Origin of the sequence: Enterococcus sp. NPDC086594 (genome assembly GCF_044746145.1) — a bacterium.
Taxonomy (GTDB): Bacteria; Bacillota; Bacilli; order Lactobacillales; family Enterococcaceae; genus Enterococcus_D; species Enterococcus_D entomosocium.
The window spans coordinates 15,991-33,772 of sequence record NZ_JBIVBP010000008.1 but is presented as its reverse complement, the minus strand read 5'-3'; the positions used below and the strand labels follow the sequence as shown (position 1 = coordinate 33,772).

Sequence of the window (17,782 nt, the reverse complement as noted above, 5' to 3'; positions counted from 1 at the left end):
GAGAAACTATACTTAGAGCATGAAAGGGGGAATTCATTTATGAGTGAATTCAACATGAGAAAAATTGGTCAGCAGATCGCTACCAAACGCAAAGAAAAAAATCTGACCCAAAGCAACTTGGCAGACCAATTACTTGTCAGCTATCAGGCGGTCAGTAATTGGGAGCGGGGCAACTCACTGCCGGACATAGAAAAATTGCCGCAGCTAGCGGCGATTTTAGGCCTATCGATCGATGAGCTGTTAGGGAAGCCAGCAGCTGCGGTGCAACATTATCAAGCAGGAACCGCGCAGCCAAAAGAAATCGCCGAACTCGCTCCGCTGATCAAACCGCAAGAACTATCGGCACTGATTCAAGAAGAACTGTTTCAAGAATCTTCTTTAGACCTAGACTTATTGCCTAGACTAGCACCTCATTTGAATAGTGCTGACTTGCAGCACTTGCTTAATGGCGCCGAAAATATCCCAGAAGATGTCATGGAAGAACTCTTGCCGTTTTTGAAAAAGCCCCAAATAGAAGAGCTCCTTAAAGGCAACCACTATTCCATGGCTTTTTGGGAAGAGGCGGCGCCCTTTTTAACCCCCAACTTTTTGGCGGGAGAAATCAAAGGTTGGCTTGAAACCCCTGACTTTCGCTTTTCTGAGATTGAAGAACTGCTTCCCTTTTTACCTGCACCGTATCTGGATGAACTCCTGCTGACGGCCCTGGAACAGCCAAACGTTACCGCATCAGAACGCTTGTCTTATGATGAAATCGAAGAACTGCTGCCGTTTCTGACAGAAGCAACGATCTGCCATCTCGTTCAAGCACTGCCCTTCTCAACAGATGAATTGGAAGAAATCGCCCCTTTCCTCTCCTCAAAGAACTTACTTGTCCTATTAAAAAAAGGACACTAAAAAAACAAGATTCTTCTTTACTTTTGGTAAACCACCGTTTATAATTTCGTTAACCAAATAAATCTTTTTTAGGTTAACGAAATTATTACTAGAGAGAAGGATTCGATGAAATTATCATTACGTGAACAAATCCATGCCGCATTATTTGCGATCATTATTGCTGGTCTTTCCCAATTGACGATTCCGTTAGGTTTGATCCCATTGACAGGACAAACCTTTGCGATTGGACTGGCGGTGACTTTCCTCGGCACGCGAACAGGAACGATGGCGATCATCATCTACTTGCTGTTAGGATTGATCGGTCTGCCCGTTTTCGCTGGTTTTTCCAGCGGTATCGGTGTTTTGTTAGGACCAACCGGAGGCTATTTAGTCGGCTTCCTCTTTAACGGATTGCTTACTGGATTGGTCGTAGAAAAAACGGCGTTTCGCTACACAGGAGCAGTGATCGGCAATATTGTCGGTGCGCTGGCAACTTTGTTGTTTGGTACATTATGGCTGAAATGGAGCACTGGCATGGCATGGCCGGCGGCTTTTAACGGTGGTTTTGTTTTGTTTATTATCCCCGGGATCATCAAAGCCGTTGCCGCAGCTTATCTAGGCATCTTTTTAAGAAACCGCTTGGCGCAACGACTGGCTTTGCGTTAATAAAAAACACTCGCGTCATATGCAGCGATTCCCATCAGTTAGCTTTTTCGTCTAACTTTTGGAAATCGCCACATCACGCGAGTGTTCTTTTTTAGTTGTCGATCTCTTCAATCAACAACTGCGGCCAAACTTTCTGCCACTGCTTCATCGCTTGGCGTTGTCGGTAAACCGCAAGGTACTGGTCATTTTGGGCGAAATGCGGTGTTGGACGCACCCGAAAACTGCAAACATCCTGCCAACCGAAAGGCGCCATCAATTCAATCTCGCCTTGTTTCATTCGTGCCGCCACCGCTGTACAACGCTCTGGAAACTTCGTTAAAGCATCGAAGGTACTTGTATAAGTGGGTTCCTCGGCAAAGTTGTGCTGGTGCATCAATGCTTGATTTCGAACCTCCCAAGGAAATTCGGGAAACGAACGGCGCAGTTGCGCTTCGATCGCCGCTGTTTCTTCTACGCTTACAGTCGGATCATAAAACACGACATCAATATCGGTTATCGGCACCTCCGCTATTTTTCCGCTGAGAAAACCCCATAAATAATTCCGCAGGTACCCGGCACACAGCCAGCAATCCGGCAGCTGTAACGCTTCAATGATCGTAAGCAGTTGTCGACATTCACGATTTTTTGCAAACAAGTTCTGGATCGCTTGTTCCTTCATTGGCGTCCTCCTCTAATGGGCTCAGGCTAGTTATTTCAAGGTCCAACCACCGTCGATGGGCACGATCGCCCCCTGCAAGTAACTAGCTTGCGGGCTGGCAAGAAAAAGGGTCAGCGCTGCAACTTCTTCTGGTTGCGCCCAACGCTTGACCGGCGTCTCCTCTGCCACCCATTGCGCCATTTTTCCGTCACCGGCAAAATCAGCCGCATTCATCGGCGTTTGAATCGCACCTGGCGCGATGCCCTTCACCGAGATCCCTTGATCTGCAACATCCAATGCCAACTGTTTGGTAAACCCGACGATCGCGTGTTTTGCGGTTGTATAAGCGATCCCACCTCCACCTGCGACCATTCCAGCGATCGACGCCATATTAATGATCGTTCCGCCACCATTGGCTTGCATCAGCGGCAAAATTTCTTTCGTTAAATAAAACATGCTGGAGACATTGGTTTGAAATATCTCCTCCCACTCCATTGACGTCGTCTCAGCGATCGTATGATAGCCATCTAGTTTCCCGGCTGTATTCAACAAGATCGTCATGCCACCAAAGTGTGTAACACAAGCTTGGACCGCTGCAAGACAATTTTCTTCCACCGCTAAATCGCAACACGTGCCGAAAAAGCGGGGCTGGGCTAAAAGCGTATCAGGAAACGATTGGCAGTCAACCCCAAATACTTGAGCGCCTTCTGCAAGAAACGCCTCTGCTTGCGCTCTGCCGATGCCTGAAGCAGCTCCTGTGACAAACACAATCGTTTTGTCATCGATCCACGATGCTGTCATTCCACGATTTTCCAATCTTCCGCAAGAATGTCGCAAACAGTCGGTGCGAAACTCGAGAATCCCTCATCTGCTGTTTTGATCAAAAAGTAAGGGGTGACTGGGGCATTGTCGTACACTTCGCCTTCAACGAATGTCACATAAAGTTCAAAACCGCCCCAACCTTCACGGATGATTTTTTTTCCGGCTTTTAATTCTGGTAAGATTTCTTCAAATGTCATAATTTTTCTCCTTTGTGTTTTTCTTCTAATGGTTTAAATTGCTTGGAAATTCAATTACGAAAACAAGCAGGACTCGGTTGCTGCGCTAATACGGCAGTAGTGTGATCGCTTGCGCCAATTCTTCTAAAAGATGCGTCGTTTTATAGTCCTCAAATGCCTCATGATGGTTTCGCAGCAGCGTCCGAACTTTCGTTGGCGAATATGCTTCTGCTAAGTGATTTTCCATAACGAACCGGCGGGTCATCTGCCATTCATAATAGTAGCCGAAGGGGCGGCAATAGTAGCTGGTTCCCGCAAGTTCTTTTTTCTCAAAGCGTCGATGGGTATGCCCAAAGACAACTGCCCGAACATTGGCGTAGCGGTCGATCACTGCGCCAAAATCGGGCGACCCTAAAAACGCATTTAGGTGGTTCCAGCGGGCATACTTGCCGGTCTGACGAACAATAAACGCTTCTTGGGGCACAAAATGGGTAGAAAGAAGAATTTCTTGGTCTTGCGGCAAACGGGCCAATGTTTCCGCTAAACGCTCATTGATGGCTTGGCTGATTTCCTTATCCGATCCCTTTCGCTGAATCATGCGGTCATACCAAAACAAATTTTTCAGCCGCAAGATCTCAGATTCACTGGTCAGATCAGAATATTGGTAGTCATACCAGCCATTGATTCCCAACAGCAGTGTTTTTTCTGATAAGCGATACGTCTGAAAATTAAGAAAGGCGGGATCATCGAAAGCCTCGATCTCTTGTTCCGTCAAGTCCACCATTTCATGATTGCCCCAGTGAAAGGTCGTTGGCACCTGTTGACTTTGAAAAAATGCGACCACGTCTAATAGCCTTTGCTTTTTATTCGCCACATCTCCTGCCAGATGCAGATGGGTCACCTGATTTTGCTGCAAATAATCAGCGATCAGCTGCAGATGGGGGTCGAATAATTGGTTGATATCGACGTGCAAGTCGCTAATAACCGCCAGCGTGCCCATATCAGCGGCCTGCCGTCTGCTTTTCGATCCGTAACAATTGGACATCATTAGCTAAGATCCCGCTATTTCCCACCAATTGCAACCGTTGATAGGTCGGTTCCACCTGCATCCGAGTCTGTTCTTCTAAATACACCTGAGCCCCTTGCTTCAACCAAATCGTGCCCAAGGGTGTCGTTAAAGGGGTGTCGTAGATCGCCAATCCTTCTTCTGGATAGCTCTGTGGCACGATGATCAGGCGAAAATGGATGTCCAAACGGCAGGTGATCTCCGTTGCAGGAAACGGACCGACGCCGTCTTCAAAATCCAAATAGAGACGATCATCTGGCTGTACATAAGAGGTTATTTTTTCAATTGCTGCTGGCTCAATGTTCAGTTCCATGACGAGAGCCCTCCTTTACATAATACGTTTTTTCCATTCCTCCAGCGTGATGCCGCGCGTGACTTCATCGATGATTTCTTCACCCGATTTGCGGGCAGCTGGGATCGTTGCTTCCAATTTCATCCCAATTTTCTCCATGACCCGTCCAGACTTGGGATTTCGAGCATCATGTCGAGCAAAAATCCGAATCAATTCGAGTGTTTCAAAACCAAAATGCAGCAGTGTCATTGCCGCTTCTGGCATGATCCCTTGCCCCCAGTAATCGCGACTTAATGTATAACCAAGCTCAGCGATCTCTTTTTCAGATTCCACCCGTAAATCGATGGTCCCGATCATTTTGCCTGAGTCTTTTTCTTCGATCGCATATTTCCCTAAGGGTGCAGCAACAAAATACTCGGCAATGCGCAGTTTTGTTTCGTCAACCGACCCATGTCTAGCAAAGACGAAGGTCGTCGTTTCTTCATCATTTGCATAGGCAAACATGTCTGCTGCATCCGCCAAGGAAACGGGGCGCAAGAGCAGCCTCGGTGTCTCCAACCGCTGATTTTCTGCTAATAATAGCAAATGTCGTTCTTTTGTTGTCATAGGATCCCTACTTTCTATCAGAACTCTCTCACGATCGCACCCCTCTTTTGCTATTTGTTGGATATGCTATAATAAGCATAAGTAAACGCTTTGAGGAGGATACTTCAATGTCAGACGAATTAGAAAAACGCCTTGATACAGGAATGTATGGGACGCCTCGCGTCAACCCAGATGAACAGCGCAAGTATTTAGGCACGTTTCGTGAACGGTGTTATCTTAGTATGACAGTAACAGAAATGAAGAAGAAGGACAACCAGAAAACACTCTTGAACGCCTTACCAGATTATCAAGGTGCGCTCGTGCTGCTCAACGGAAAATTGCCAGAATCGATCCAGACCGATTACATCACTTTACTGACCAAACAACAGATGGAATTTCGGATCGTCTCCGATGCCCAAGATGCCGGTCCAGACAGTATCGGCTTGCTGATTGCCGGGAAAGAAGCCGTCAATCAAGACGTCATCGATATCGAAAAAAAATACCCTGCAGCTGCCGCTCCATCAGATAAAGAGCACGAACAACCAGAGAAAACGTCATTTTGGAAACGTCTTTTCCATTAAAAGGAGGAACTATCATGGAACAATCAACACCGCCCTACCTTTCATTAAAGAAAGAACTGCTTGATGCTTTGGATTTGCATATCGATTTGTTGAAAACGGCCCCTACGATCGAATCGAGCCATCTGGATGGCGTATTGTTCATGATGCGCAGCTTGGGTTTTATGCTGGATCGCGCTCCGAAAGTACTCCTACTGGAGGATCAGAATGAAATGAACTTTATGATGTTTCAATATTATAGCCTCCTGTCGGAACTGAAGTACAATCTCGTTTTAAACTTTCCCTATGCCTCGATTCAAGGCGTACCGTTATTGACCTTGATCCAACGTTTTCCTACCACGTATGAAAAAGAAATGAAACAATGGTGGGAAGCCCGAACGGGTCTCAAGGTGGAAGAAACAAAACAAACGATTGAGATCGCTACTTTTGAAGCCTAATAAAAAGACTGCACACTTTCGAAGGGAATCACCTTCCAGAGTGTGCAGTTCTTTGCTCTCTAAGCTTCCATCAGCTTTCGAAGACTTCAGGGAACAACAGGCGTAAAACAGACATAGTTAAGCGTCGGCCTTTCCCGCTGTATGGATAAACGTGCATATGCATCGCTGGGTTGAAATTGGATTCAATGATTCCATAAGCCCCCGGTTCATTGGCTGGCTTGGTTTTATCTGGAATAATCAGATCGATTCCACTGATAGACGCTTGTAATGCGGCGACCGCATCGACTGCTACTTGTTTGTAGTCATCGTTGAAGTCATCCGTTACATCGATAGAATCACCGCCAGTACTGATATTCGAGTTTTCTCGCAGATAAACGATCTGCCCCTCTTCTGGCACTGAATCCACTTGATACCCTTGCTCTTTTAACATCAGTTGTTCCAGTTCCCCTAATTGGATCAACTCTAATGGAGTCCGATGATGGGTGCCGCGCAATGGATCGAGATTTTTCTCTGCGACGAGTTCCGTGATCGTGCGCTTGCCGTCACCCACGACATTGGCTGGGATACGTAATAAAATCGCATCGACTCGCCCATCGATCACGAAGAACCGATATTCCGTCCCTGATAAAAAGGTCTCAACGAGGATCGAATCATCTTCCGCAAAGGCAATGGCGACCGCCGCTTGATAATCCTCTAAAGAGGCGCCTTCTTTGAAAATCGAGATACCGATCCCATAGTTGGTGGTTTTCGGTTTTACCACAAACCCGCTGTGGGCGATTTGCGGATAAAACGCGATCGCTTCTTCTGCCGAAGCGAATTCAGCACCACCTGGTACATGAAAGCCATTTTCGGCTAAGATTTTTTTGGTGACCGTTTTATTCGCCATGATCAATGGGACGATGTACTGATCCTTACTGGTCATATTGGCATTTTTAATATATTCGATGTGGTCTTTCACGGCTAATTTCAAGAACTGATCCGTTTCATCCAGTACCGTCACTTCGATACCTTTTTGGATCGCATCGAACAAGAGAATCTGGGTCGACAATTCCATTGCTCGAAAACCAGCCAATTGATACGGTTTTTCCCAAGCAGCTTGATGATACGATTGTCCCAGCAATGTTGCTGTCTGCGCTTGGCTGGTTGCTTGACTCGCTGAGAAAAGACGTCCAGCGAAGGTTCTTTCTGGTTCAGCCAGCATCTCAGAAAGCTGATCCAAAAATGGCGGATGCGGCAGCTCAAGGGCTTGGGCAAAGTCCATCATTTCAGCAATCAGCGCTTGCGCTTCTTGCTGATAAGTCAATGGTGCAAGTGGGTGTTCTAATGCGACCTGATCATTTTTCTGATTGCCTTCTTCGATCCACGCATCGGCATCGTTGCCTTCTTCTTTTGTACTTAAAAACAATAAGAAGAAATGCAAGAACGCGACTTGCTCTTTGGAAATCCCATAGCGGGCAAAGGGATCGATGTCAATATTTCTTAACTCAATATAACGGATACCAGCTGAGGCTAGATCTGCGACCCGTTTTCCCCCACGCAAACGCACTGGCGCATAAAATTCTTTTTCTTCTGAAAGCTTTCCCGTCTCCACTAAGTTGGCAATATCCGCAAGATAGGTCTCTAACGAAGCATAAGATACCTTGACGTCTTCGTGATTCGTGTAGCCATAACGGCTATTGCGAATACTGCGGACTGGTTCTTGCGGTCCGTTTTCTGTCGTAAAATAATTGGCTTCTGATGCAGGGGTCGCCCCAAAGAAATACGTCAAAAACCAGCGATAATGCAAATAATTGCGAGTTACTTTCAAATAAAGCGCCGTTTTAAAGGCTTGATAGCTTTCCTTCGTTTCAGATAAAGCATACAGTTGCTGCAAAAAGTCTTCCGCAAATTCAAAATTGAAATGTATCCCACTGACCATTTGCTTGCGGCGACCATAAGTTTTGGCCAAATAGCGGCGGTAGAGCACATCTTCAAATTGGTCTAATTTAGCAATGACGATGTCTTCTTCTTTTTCTGGTAAAGCCGGTGGCATACTCAAAGGCCAGAGCATTTCTTCTGCTGCCATTGAACGATATGCCACATCGTGGATGGCCCCTAAGAAACGGAACAATTCATCCACTGAATCCGCGACCGGCGTGATCAGTTCCAGTTGATTTTCCGCAAAATCTGTTTGGATATACGGATGGAAGCGCCGATTGCCCAGCGCTTTCGGATGATCGGTTCCCGCGAACGTCCCATCGAGCCGCACCCGTTGCGCTTCACGCTCAATCCCATAGCGTCCTTTCAATAAATAGGGAAAAAGCTCTTTATGTGATAACAATGTTTTTATTTTCATTCGACTGCCCTCTATGTTCTTCTACTATTTTTTTCTTAAATTCTGCTTCTTTCCATCTATTATAGTGAAAAATGGTGAAAAATGCAGAAATTTGCTCTTCACTTGTAATATCTCTTACTAAAATTACCAAGAATTTATAAAATACTTGAATAAATTTGATATTTACCTTCAAAATAAAGTATACTGCTTATAGAACAGTAAATTATTATGTCCATATTACTCTTTTTGAAAGGAAGAATAGTGAATGAAGCCACTTAATCTTACCAAACGCGAACGTCAAATCATGAATATCTTTTGGAATTCAGACAAACCTCTTTCTGCAAATGACATTGCTGTCCAACAGCAAGATCTAAGCAAGAATACCATTCAAGCAGTCGTACGTAAACTAAAAAACCACGACTTATTGAAAGTAGCAGATATCGGCTACAGCGGTACTGTTTTGACTCGGTTGTATTCTCCGAATGTGACCCAAGAAGACTTCTTAGCAGCAGAATTGTCTGATCAATCTTTATTGAATTTGATTACGAACTTTATCGAAACCAATAAAGATATCGATACGTTGAACAACTTGGAAAAAATGATCACTGAGCGCCAAGGGGAACTTAAGAAATAATCTTTCCCCCTCGTTCAACTCGTTGTATTCTGCCTGATACTTCCCAAAGTTTTTAGACAGCGCAGAAGAAAACGAATCGTTCAAACTGCTTTTCCTGATTTTTGGCAAAGTCGTGCATCGCTGTACCCACATTTGCCACGCCAAGTGTTCTCAGCTTTCCGTCACAAGTCAAGCTCATGGAAAGAGACGACGACCCGTTTTCTCTTCCCTTTGATCTCACAAAAGCAACAATAAAGGAGAGCCATGTGCAGGTATTTGACCTGACACAGGGCTCTTCTTTTTTTATTCTTTGATCAAGCCTTTGAATAAGCCGACGACAAATTCATTTGGATCAAATGGTTCTAAATCGTTGATGCCTTCTCCAAGTCCCACTAATTTGACTGGCAGCCGCAGCTCGTTACGGATCGCCAAGACGATCCCTCCTTTAGCTGTGCCATCAAGTTTGGTTAAGACGAGGCCAGAAACATCCGTCGTCTCTTTAAACTGTTTTGCTTGATTCATGGCATTTTGCCCCGTTGTTGCATCCAACACGAGCAAGACTTCATGAGGGGCCGTTGGGTCCACTCGCTGAATGATCCGTTTGATTTTTTCTAATTCGTTCATCAAATTGACTTTGTTTTGCAAACGGCCAGCTGTATCTACTAATAAAACGTCAGCATTTTCTCGTTTTGCGCGCTCCATCGCATCAAACACAACCGCTGCTGGATCGCCTCCTGCATTGCCACGAACGACTTCAACCCCAGCCCGTTCACCCCAGACCACTAATTGATCGATGGCACCGGCACGGAAAGTATCCGCTGCAGCCAATAAGACTTTCTTGCCTTCGGCTTTGAATTGATGGGCTAATTTCCCGATGCTGGTGGTTTTTCCAACACCGTTCACGCCAACAAATAAAATGACGGTCAACCCCGGTTGCATGTTCAACTCGTTTACTTCACCGACACCCGCTTCCCCATATAGGTCAACCAGTTTTTCGATGATGACATTTTGGACATCTGCCGTTTTCTTCACATTACGCAATTTGACTTCTTGTCTCAATGCATCCGCGATCTTCATCGCCGCATCAAAGCCAACGTCTGCGCCGATCAGCGTTTCTTCCACTTCTTCGAAGAAGTCTTCGTCCACCGTACGGAAGTTGGCAAACAATTCGTTCATCCGTTGCCCAAAGGTTTTCCGTGATTTCGTCAATCCTTTGGTGTATTTGTCCTGCACACTTTCCGTCTCTGGCGCTGCTTGAAGGATTGGTTCAGAAGCTGGTACTTCCTCTGATGGTGTATCCTTAGCCACTTCAACTGGAACACTTGGTGCTTCTTCTACTTTATTCGCTACCGTTGCTTCTTGCTGTGGAAAAGTTTCCGCAGTTTCTTGCTCTGCCTCCAAATCACTGGAGTCGGCGGCGTCTGCAGGTGCCACTGGTTCTGAAGCTTCATGTTCAGCAGGAGTTTGTGCTGGCTGTCTTTCTTCTGAACGCTGTGCCTCTGGTGAGTCAGCATCGACTATCGGTTTGTCGATTTCTTGCTCTGCTTCTTTGGTTTCTCCAATCAGCGCTTTTTTGATTTTGTCAAAAAATCCCATCTTACGCACCTCCTTTTAAGACATATTCTTCAATCACTGCTGCCACACCGTCTTCTTGGTTTGAAAGGGTGACAACGTCAGCCGCTTCTTTAATGATTGGCACGGCATTGGCCATCGCTACGCCAATCCCTGCATAGCGAATCATCGGCAAGTCATTTTCTTCATCACCGATCGCCATCACTTCTTCTTGCTTGATCCCTAAATCTTGCGCCAATAGGCTGATACCATAGGCTTTGGTGATTCCTTTAGGCATAAATTCCAACAGGTTATTCCGGCTTTTGATGATTTCATATTTCTCGCGGATCTCTGAGGAAATCTCAGGGATCTTAGGATCCAAAACTTCCTGATGGTAGGCGATCACCGCTTTATTATAGAGCATCGATTCATCCAGATCAGCTACGGCAAAAGGACGACAATCCAATAAAGGATTCAAGGAGCCATAAATCGATGGATGCGCTGCTGAAGTGGGCAAACTCAAGACGATCTCTTCTGATACCACGTCTAGAGGCAAATTTAAGTCTTCCGCCACTGAAACCAATTCATGGATATCTGCCAGCTGCATCGCTGCTTTTTCAATGATCTCGCCAGTCTCATTTTTTTGAACCAAACCGCCGTTAAAGGTGATGCTATAGTCGCCGGGTTCTTTCAGCGATAATTCTTCTAAATAGGGACGGATCGCCCGTAATGGACGTCCCGTACAAATGACGATCTTTACGCCTTGTGCTTTGGCACGAGCAAGTACCTCTTTGTTGCGAGGAGTCACTTCTTTTTTGTCATTCAATAACGTTCCGTCTAAATCGATCGCAATCAGTTTAATCATACCATTCCTCCTCTATGCTTGATCTGCTGCAAAACTACCGCCTTCACGCACTTCTTCTAAGCGCACGGACACGGTCTTCGACACTCCAGATTCTTGCATGGTCACACCATACAACACATCTGCTGCCTCCATCGTTCCTTTACGGTGAGTTACGACGATAAACTGTGTATCATTTTGGAAAGCACTCAAGTAATGACCGAAACGAGAGACATTGGCTTCATCCAATGCTGCTTCCACTTCGTCAAGCACACAAAACGGTACTGGACGAACTTGAATAATGGAAAACAATAACGCAATCGCAGTCAGTGCCCGTTCGCCCCCTGATAGCAAGCTGAGGTTTTGCAATTTCTTGCCCGGTGGTTGGGCTTCGATCTCAATCCCAGTGTTCAATAAATCTTTCGGATCTGTTAAGACTAATTCCGCATGACCGCCGCCAAACATATTAGGAAATACTTGTTTGAATTGCAGACGAATCGCATCGAAGACTTCGCCGAAACGGGTTTTGACTTCTTCATCCATTTCAGACATCGTATCAAACAGCTGTGCTTTAGCCGACAGCAGATCGTCTCGCTGACTCGTCAAGAACAAATGCCGTTGATTGACTTGCTCATATTGTTCGATCGCATTTAAATTGACTGGACCAATTTGTTCGATCGCTTGTTTTAGTTCCTGAATGTCGACTTTGGCTTGATCTGCATCCTCGATTTCAGAAAAATCTTGCGCGGCCTTTTCAAAGGTAAGATTGTATTCTTCTTGTAAATACAACAAGCGATTGTCCATCACCAATTCTGCGCGATTTTTTTCGATCTCAACTTCGGTTTTTTCTGACAGCTTTTCTTTTTGCGTTAAGTTTTCAGCACTCAGGGCTTCGTCTAATGCGCCGATTTCTTGTTGAACCACTTGCCGTTGTTCACGAATCACCGTCAATTCCGCTGTTACCTGCTGCTTGGTTTTTGTGAATGCTTCAATTCGCTGAAGAATGTTTTCTTCTGAAAACTCATGATCGCTGACGTTACTTGTCAAGGCAGCTAACTGCCGTTCTAAGGAGTGCTGACGCGCTTCGTTTTCTTCCAATGCTTGATTCGTAGCGGCAATTTTTTGCTGCAAATGCGCCACTTGTTCTTTTTGAACGGCGAAAGCTGCCTGCAAGCGCGCACTTTCTTGTGCTAAGGTTTGGCGTTTTTCCTCGATCAAGTCTTCTTCGGCATTCATTTGATGAATATCTTGATCGATTTTCGCCAATTGCGCCGCAATATTCTTTTGCTGTTCTTCCAAACTCGTCTTCTTCTCATCATATTCTTCAAAGAAGGCTTGCACTTCGCGATGTTCAAAATCAAACACTTGCTGCTCTTGCTTCAAGCGGCTCAGGTCATTCTCAAGATTTTGTAAGCGGCTTTGCAGCTCATGCTCCGTCATACGAGCCTGTTCCCCTTGCGTCCGCAATTCTTCTAGTGCTGCTTGTGCTTCTTTGGTCGCTGCTTCAAAATGCTGGACTTGCTTTTCCGTTTTTAAAAGCCGCTCATCCAGTTGTGCCGCTTGTGCCGTCAATTGTTGCAGCTCATTGCTTTGGCTAAACAAACTACCGGCATTTTTCTTCGTTGCGCCACCCGTCATGGAACCGCCAGCATTCATGACATCCCCTTCTAAAGAAACGACCCGATAGCTATAGTTCAATGCCCGTGCTAACGCATTGGCACTTTGCAAGTCTTCGGCAATCAAGATACTGCCTAACAAGTTATCCGTAATGGTTTGGATGTGTTCAGGCGACTGGACCAATTCGCTGGCAACACCGATAAAGCCAGACACTTGCTTAGCTTGATTGCGGGCATAATCTGGCAAATGACGGGCTTTGATGGTCGTCAACGGTAAGAAAGTGGCACGACCGCCGCGATTTTCTTTCAAATACGTGATGGCTGCCCGTGCATCTCGTTCATTTTCAACGACGACATGCTGTGCAGCGGCGCCTAGTGCGGTCTCGATCGCCACGGTATAGTCTTGTGGCACATCGATCAACTCCGCTACTGCGCCAACGATGCCGCTGATCTGTTGTTTGTTTTTCAAAATCAAGCGAACGCCTTGATAAAAACCGCTATAATTTTCTTGAATATCTTGCAGACTGCGCTGTTTCGCACGTACTTGCTGCACTTGACTCATTAACTGATACATTTTCTTTTGTTCTTCATCAAAGCGTTTTTTGTTGGTTTGAGCTTTTTCTTGAAGATGGATATATTGCTTGCGTTGTTCTTCTAAAATCGCCTTAGCCTGCGTTAGCTGTTCTTCCACGATTTGTGCTTCCGTCGTCTTTTCTTTCAACGACGTATTCATTTGCGTCTGCTTGCTCAACGCCGTTTGATTTTTCGCGGCTTCTTGCTGGTATTGACGCTCCAAGTATTTCAATTCGTTTCCGATCGTTGCCTGCTCTTGCATGGCTTCGACATATTGGCTACGCAATTCTTCAATGATTTCTTTTGCTGAACGTTGGTACTTTTCCTGCTCTTGCTGACACGCCAGCATCGCTGCTTCAACTTCCTGCACACTCCGATTCTTTTGTGAAAGCAAGCCGATCAGTTCCGCTTTTTCTTCATTTAAAAGCGTGACCCGTTCCGTAACTTCCTCTAGGGTTTCTTGGTATTCCGCGGAGCTTTTTTGCGTATGTTTTGATCGCTCATCTAAGACTTCTTTTTGCCCTTCGGCTTGCTTCAGTCCTTCGGTGACCTCTAAAAGCTGCTGATTCAAACGCTCCAACGTTTCATCAAAGGCGGTACGTTGTTGCCGCAAAGAATGTAGCGACAGTTCCCCTTGGTTGATCTTTTCGGAAATCTGCGCCAGTTCTTGGTTAAAGGTACTCAGTTGAGCTTTGGCTGTCTCCCACGCTTCTTTTGCTTTCGTGATCTCTAAGACCGCATAGGCCACATCAACCGTCGTCAATTTTTCTTTTAACGCTAAAAAGCGATTGGCTGCGTCACTTTGGGCTGCCAAAGGCACCAACTGATCTTCTAGTTCATAAATGATATCTTGTAGACGGCTTAAATTGTCTTCCGTTTCAAACAACTTTTGCTCGGCTTTCTTTTTCCGCTGTTTGTACTTCAATACCCCCGCCGCTTCTTCAAAAATCCCACGACGGTCTTCTGGTTTGCTGCTGAAAATTGCTTCTACCTTGCCTTGGGAAATGATCGAAAATGATTCTTTCCCCAGCCCAGAGTCCATAAATAACTCTTGGATGTCCTTTAAGCGGCAAGCTTGTTTATTTAAGAAAAAGTCGCTTTCGCCGGTTCTTCTCAAGCGGCGAGTCACGCTGATCTCACTGTAATCCATCGGCAAGTAATGATCGCTATTGTCTAAAACGATTGTCACTTCCGCTATATTTAGCGCTCTGCGGGTGTCAGAACCTGCAAAAATAACATCAGGCATTTTGCCACCACGTAGATTTTTGGCAGATTGTTCTCCTAAAACCCAACGAATCGCTTCGGTAATATTGCTCTTGCCGCTGCCATTTGGTCCGACGACTGCAGTCACACGATGTTCGAAATCAATGACTGTTCGGTCGGCAAAGGATTTAAAGCCGGCAATCTCTATTCGTTTTAAATACACTCCGCCAGTCCTCTCTTACTGTTCAAGATCCGCCAAGGCATTCGCCGCGGCGTCCTGTTCTGATAATTTCTTCGATTTTCCTTGTCCTTTTCCGATCAAGGTATCATCGCAATAGACTTCCGTCCAAAAAATCCGTTCATGGGCGGGGCCTGCTTCTTTGATCAAACGATAATTGATGGAAACATCGCCACCACGCTGCAAGACTTCTTGCAAGCGGGTCTTATGATCCATCTCATGGGAAAAAGCACCTGCTTTTACTTTTGGAAAAACAACTTTCGTCAAAAAGCCGCTGACACTTTCCAGTCCTTGATCCAAGTATAACGCACCTAAAAAGGCTTCAAATAGATCACAAAGCAAAGAAGGTCGTTTACGACCGCCAGAGTTTTCTTCCCCTTTGCCTAGACGAATGTATTCATCGAATCGGCAATCTTTGGCAAACATGGATAAACTGTCTTCGCGAACGATTGCCGCCCGTAGCTTCGTCAGCTTACCTTCGGGCAGATCTGGCAATTCACGATACAAATACCGTGAAACGATCAACTCTAAGACAGCATCGCCCAAAAACTCTAAACGTTCGTTATCTGACAAGTGCAAGTTGCGGTGCTCATTCACATAAGATGAATGCGTAAACGCTTGTTCAAGCAGATCTACATCATGGAACACAATATCAAACTTTTCTTTTAGTTCTTTCGTTAATTGTGTATTCATTTGTCACATTCCTTCATTAGTTTATCGACACTTCCCTATTATACTGGTTTTTGCCGAATTATGAAATGTTTCCTCCAAATTCTTGGAAAGACTGTAATAAAAATTTATCTACTTAATCTTCTCCTGTATAAAAAAGCCTGTTTTCCTCAGATACCCGCAAAAAAACAGGAAAAAAAGACGTCCCAGAAAGGACGTCTTTTCATCGATCATTGATTAACGAGATTCAGCTGTAACTGAAATTGTTGCCCAAGGATTGTAATTCACATCATAGGCCCATGTGAAGTCTTTGACACGATTTGATACAGGTAACACCGCACTACGGTAAAGTGTTGGGATAACAAATGCTTCATCAGCAGCATATTCTTGCCATGCATCAAACGCTTCTTTACGTTTTGCTTCGTCAAACGAATCTTTTGAATCGATTGCTTCTAGCAATTTCGTATTTTCTTCTGATTCAAAACGAGTGTAGTTGAACGCAGAGTTAGGTCCATACAAGCCCATTGGTGATGGGTCATAGCCAGTATTCCATGCACCTTGGTAAACATCAATCTCAGGATCATCATTTTCCAATTTGTCATAGAATGCTTGGAAGTCGATCAAGCGACCTGTTGTGTATTGTACATCAAGTCCGATTTCATTCCATTGTTGGATGTAGTAATCTGCTAACGGTTGTGCTGTTTCGCCACCGGACATTGAAGCAAAGTTGATGGTCAATTTCTCACCATTTTTGTCTTCACGCATACCGTCGCCATCGACATCTTTGTAGCCAGCATCATCAAGTAATTGATTTGCTTTGTCGATGTTTAAAGTATAACCTTCAACATCTGTATTGTGTAATGAGCCAAATACTGGTGGGATCAATGTCGTTGCATTTGTGCGCAAGCCATTGTAGAAACGGCTTCCGACAGCATCATTATCTAATGCATACCCCATTGCTTGACGCAATGATTTGTCAGCCATTTTTGAATCAGGATTATATTCTACTTTTCCTTCATCAGCATTCCATTTACCTAATTTGAAACCTAAATAGGTGTAAGCAGTATCTGTTCGGCCTAAGATTTGATAACCATCAGTATCTTTATAAGTAGGATACGTATCTGTCGGCATTGATAAAGCCATATCATATTGTTTTGCGTTCATCGCTTCAACAATAGATGAAGTTGGAACTGCTTTAAATGATAATTTATCTAGTTTTGGCTTATCTCCATAATAGTATTCGTTTGGAACGTACTCTACGGATTCACCAGCTACGATATTTGACATTACATATGGTCCGAAGACGATTGGATTTTTACGAACTTGATCGCTTGATTCCATATCTTTGACTTCGATTCCTTCAAAGGCGTGTTTTGGTAATGCAGAAGCCCAAATACCACCACCTGCTTGCATCATACCAGGGTGAACTTCTTTGTATTCGATTTTAACGACTTTGTCACTTTCTTTGGTGATACCAGAAATAGTATCAGCTTTGCCATCATGGTAATCTTCCATACCAACAATGTTAGTAAAGTTACTATCATAACGAATACCAGTATAATCTTTGTTACCAATTACTTCGTATGTGAAGATGATATCATCTGCCGTAACATCTTCGCCATCAGACCATTTCAGATTGTCGCGTAAAGTAATTGTTGCTGTGTTGTTGTCTTCATCTAGCTCAAGATTTGCAGCCCCGCCGTCAACAATTTTGAAATCAGCGTCATTGACGAATAAACTTTCATTACTTGGCAACATAAATTGTGCATCATAGTTATCTTGATAAAATTCTGTTTGGAACAACCCTTGGAATTGCGTATCCATCACTACTGCAACATCCAAAGTACCACCTTCGATTGCCTCTGCATCATTGCTAACTTCGATTGGGAAGTTGCTTACATCTTCCGTATCGTTTGCTGCATTGCCGCCACCAGAAGAATCGGTTCCGCCGCCGTTGCTGCCACAAGCTGCCAATGCTAACACTGACAAAAGAGTGACCATACCAAAAATATTTTTCTTCATCCTGTATCCT

General features: G+C 44.8%; 17 protein-coding genes. 5 read left to right on the top strand and 12 right to left on the bottom strand.

The window, feature by feature from the left end:
- Positions 1-39: 39 nt before the first annotated feature.
- The gene (locus tag ACIPK1_RS12310) at positions 40-894 is read left to right on the top strand and encodes a helix-turn-helix domain-containing protein (protein ID WP_301389750.1); all 855 of its coding nucleotides are present in this window, start codon (positions 40-42) and stop codon (positions 892-894) included.
- A 105-nt stretch (positions 895-999) separates the two neighbouring features.
- On the top strand, positions 1,000-1,539 hold the full coding sequence (locus tag ACIPK1_RS12305; RefSeq protein WP_008376323.1) for a biotin transporter BioY: 540 nt from the start codon (positions 1,000-1,002) through the stop codon (positions 1,537-1,539).
- 91 nt (positions 1,540-1,630) lie between these two features.
- Here ACIPK1_RS12305 and ACIPK1_RS12300 read toward each other — a convergent pair whose 3' ends face one another.
- The 6 genes from ACIPK1_RS12300 to ACIPK1_RS12275 all read right to left on the bottom strand — a co-directional run bounded on the left by ACIPK1_RS12300 (position 1,631) and on the right by ACIPK1_RS12275 (position 5,138).
- Positions 1,631-2,197 (bottom strand): nucleotidyltransferase family protein, encoded by a 567-nt coding sequence (locus ACIPK1_RS12300; protein WP_086316800.1) that lies wholly within the window; start codon positions 2,195-2,197, stop codon positions 1,631-1,633.
- 30 nt (positions 2,198-2,227) lie between these two features.
- The gene (locus tag ACIPK1_RS12295; RefSeq protein ID WP_005232459.1) at positions 2,228-2,977 is read right to left on the bottom strand and encodes a 3-oxoacyl-ACP reductase; all 750 of its coding nucleotides are present in this window, start codon (positions 2,975-2,977) and stop codon (positions 2,228-2,230) included.
- A complete protein-coding gene (locus ACIPK1_RS12290) occupies positions 2,974-3,195 on the bottom strand; it encodes a DUF2829 domain-containing protein (protein WP_005227147.1) in 222 nt (73 codons plus the stop codon). The genes ACIPK1_RS12295 and ACIPK1_RS12290 overlap by 4 nt, the downstream gene beginning before the upstream one ends.
- Positions 3,196-3,280: 85 nt before the next feature.
- Positions 3,281-4,174, bottom strand: a complete 894-nt coding sequence (locus tag ACIPK1_RS12285) for a metallophosphoesterase (RefSeq protein ID WP_301389754.1) — start codon at positions 4,172-4,174, stop codon at positions 3,281-3,283.
- A gap of 1 nt (position 4,175) precedes the next feature.
- Positions 4,176-4,553, bottom strand: coding sequence for an iron-sulfur cluster biosynthesis family protein (locus ACIPK1_RS12280; protein WP_005232463.1), 378 nt, complete (start codon positions 4,551-4,553; stop codon positions 4,176-4,178).
- 15 nt (positions 4,554-4,568) lie between these two features.
- On the bottom strand, positions 4,569-5,138 hold the full coding sequence (locus tag ACIPK1_RS12275) for a GNAT family N-acetyltransferase (RefSeq protein ID WP_005232465.1): 570 nt from the start codon (positions 5,136-5,138) through the stop codon (positions 4,569-4,571).
- A gap of 107 nt (positions 5,139-5,245) precedes the next feature.
- Here ACIPK1_RS12275 and ACIPK1_RS12270 point away from each other — a divergent pair, with 107 nt between their 5' ends.
- The gene (locus ACIPK1_RS12270) at positions 5,246-5,698 is read left to right on the top strand and encodes a YueI family protein (RefSeq protein ID WP_005232467.1); all 453 of its coding nucleotides are present in this window, start codon (positions 5,246-5,248) and stop codon (positions 5,696-5,698) included.
- A 14-nt stretch (positions 5,699-5,712) separates the two neighbouring features.
- A complete protein-coding gene (locus tag ACIPK1_RS12265) occupies positions 5,713-6,132 on the top strand; it encodes a hypothetical protein (protein ID WP_194199328.1) in 420 nt (139 codons plus the stop codon).
- 70 nt (positions 6,133-6,202) lie between these two features.
- Here the strand turns inward: ACIPK1_RS12265 and gshAB are convergent, their stop codons facing one another.
- The gene (gene gshAB / locus ACIPK1_RS12260; protein ID WP_301389752.1) at positions 6,203-8,467 is read right to left on the bottom strand and encodes a bifunctional glutamate--cysteine ligase GshA/glutathione synthetase GshB; all 2,265 of its coding nucleotides are present in this window, start codon (positions 8,465-8,467) and stop codon (positions 6,203-6,205) included.
- 244 nt (positions 8,468-8,711) lie between these two features.
- On the opposite strand from gshAB, the gene ACIPK1_RS12255 reads away from it, so the two are divergent.
- Positions 8,712-9,080 (top strand): BlaI/MecI/CopY family transcriptional regulator, encoded by a 369-nt coding sequence (locus ACIPK1_RS12255; protein ID WP_005227140.1) that lies wholly within the window; start codon positions 8,712-8,714, stop codon positions 9,078-9,080.
- A 282-nt stretch (positions 9,081-9,362) separates the two neighbouring features.
- Here ACIPK1_RS12255 and ftsY read toward each other — a convergent pair whose 3' ends face one another.
- The 5 genes from ftsY to ACIPK1_RS12230 form a co-directional block, all read right to left on the bottom strand.
- Entirely contained in the window at positions 9,363-10,655 is a 1,293-nt protein-coding gene (ftsY, locus tag ACIPK1_RS12250; protein ID WP_086316792.1) for a signal recognition particle-docking protein FtsY, read from the bottom strand.
- 1 nt (position 10,656) lies between these two features.
- Entirely contained in the window at positions 10,657-11,475 is an 819-nt protein-coding gene (locus tag ACIPK1_RS12245) for a Cof-type HAD-IIB family hydrolase (protein WP_016619609.1), read from the bottom strand.
- Between the two features lie 12 nt (positions 11,476-11,487).
- Positions 11,488-15,066 carry a chromosome segregation protein SMC gene (gene smc / locus ACIPK1_RS12240; RefSeq protein WP_061053637.1) on the bottom strand — a complete coding sequence of 1,193 codons (3,579 nt, stop codon included), beginning with the start codon at positions 15,064-15,066 and terminating at the stop codon, positions 11,488-11,490.
- 15 nt (positions 15,067-15,081) lie between these two features.
- Complete coding sequence (gene rnc, locus ACIPK1_RS12235) at positions 15,082-15,774, bottom strand: ribonuclease III (RefSeq protein ID WP_005227136.1); 693 nt, start codon at positions 15,772-15,774, stop codon at positions 15,082-15,084.
- 213 nt (positions 15,775-15,987) lie between these two features.
- Positions 15,988-17,772, bottom strand: coding sequence for an oligopeptide ABC transporter substrate-binding protein (locus tag ACIPK1_RS12230; RefSeq protein ID WP_008376345.1), 1,785 nt, complete (start codon positions 17,770-17,772; stop codon positions 15,988-15,990).
- Positions 17,773-17,782 lie beyond the last annotated feature (10 nt).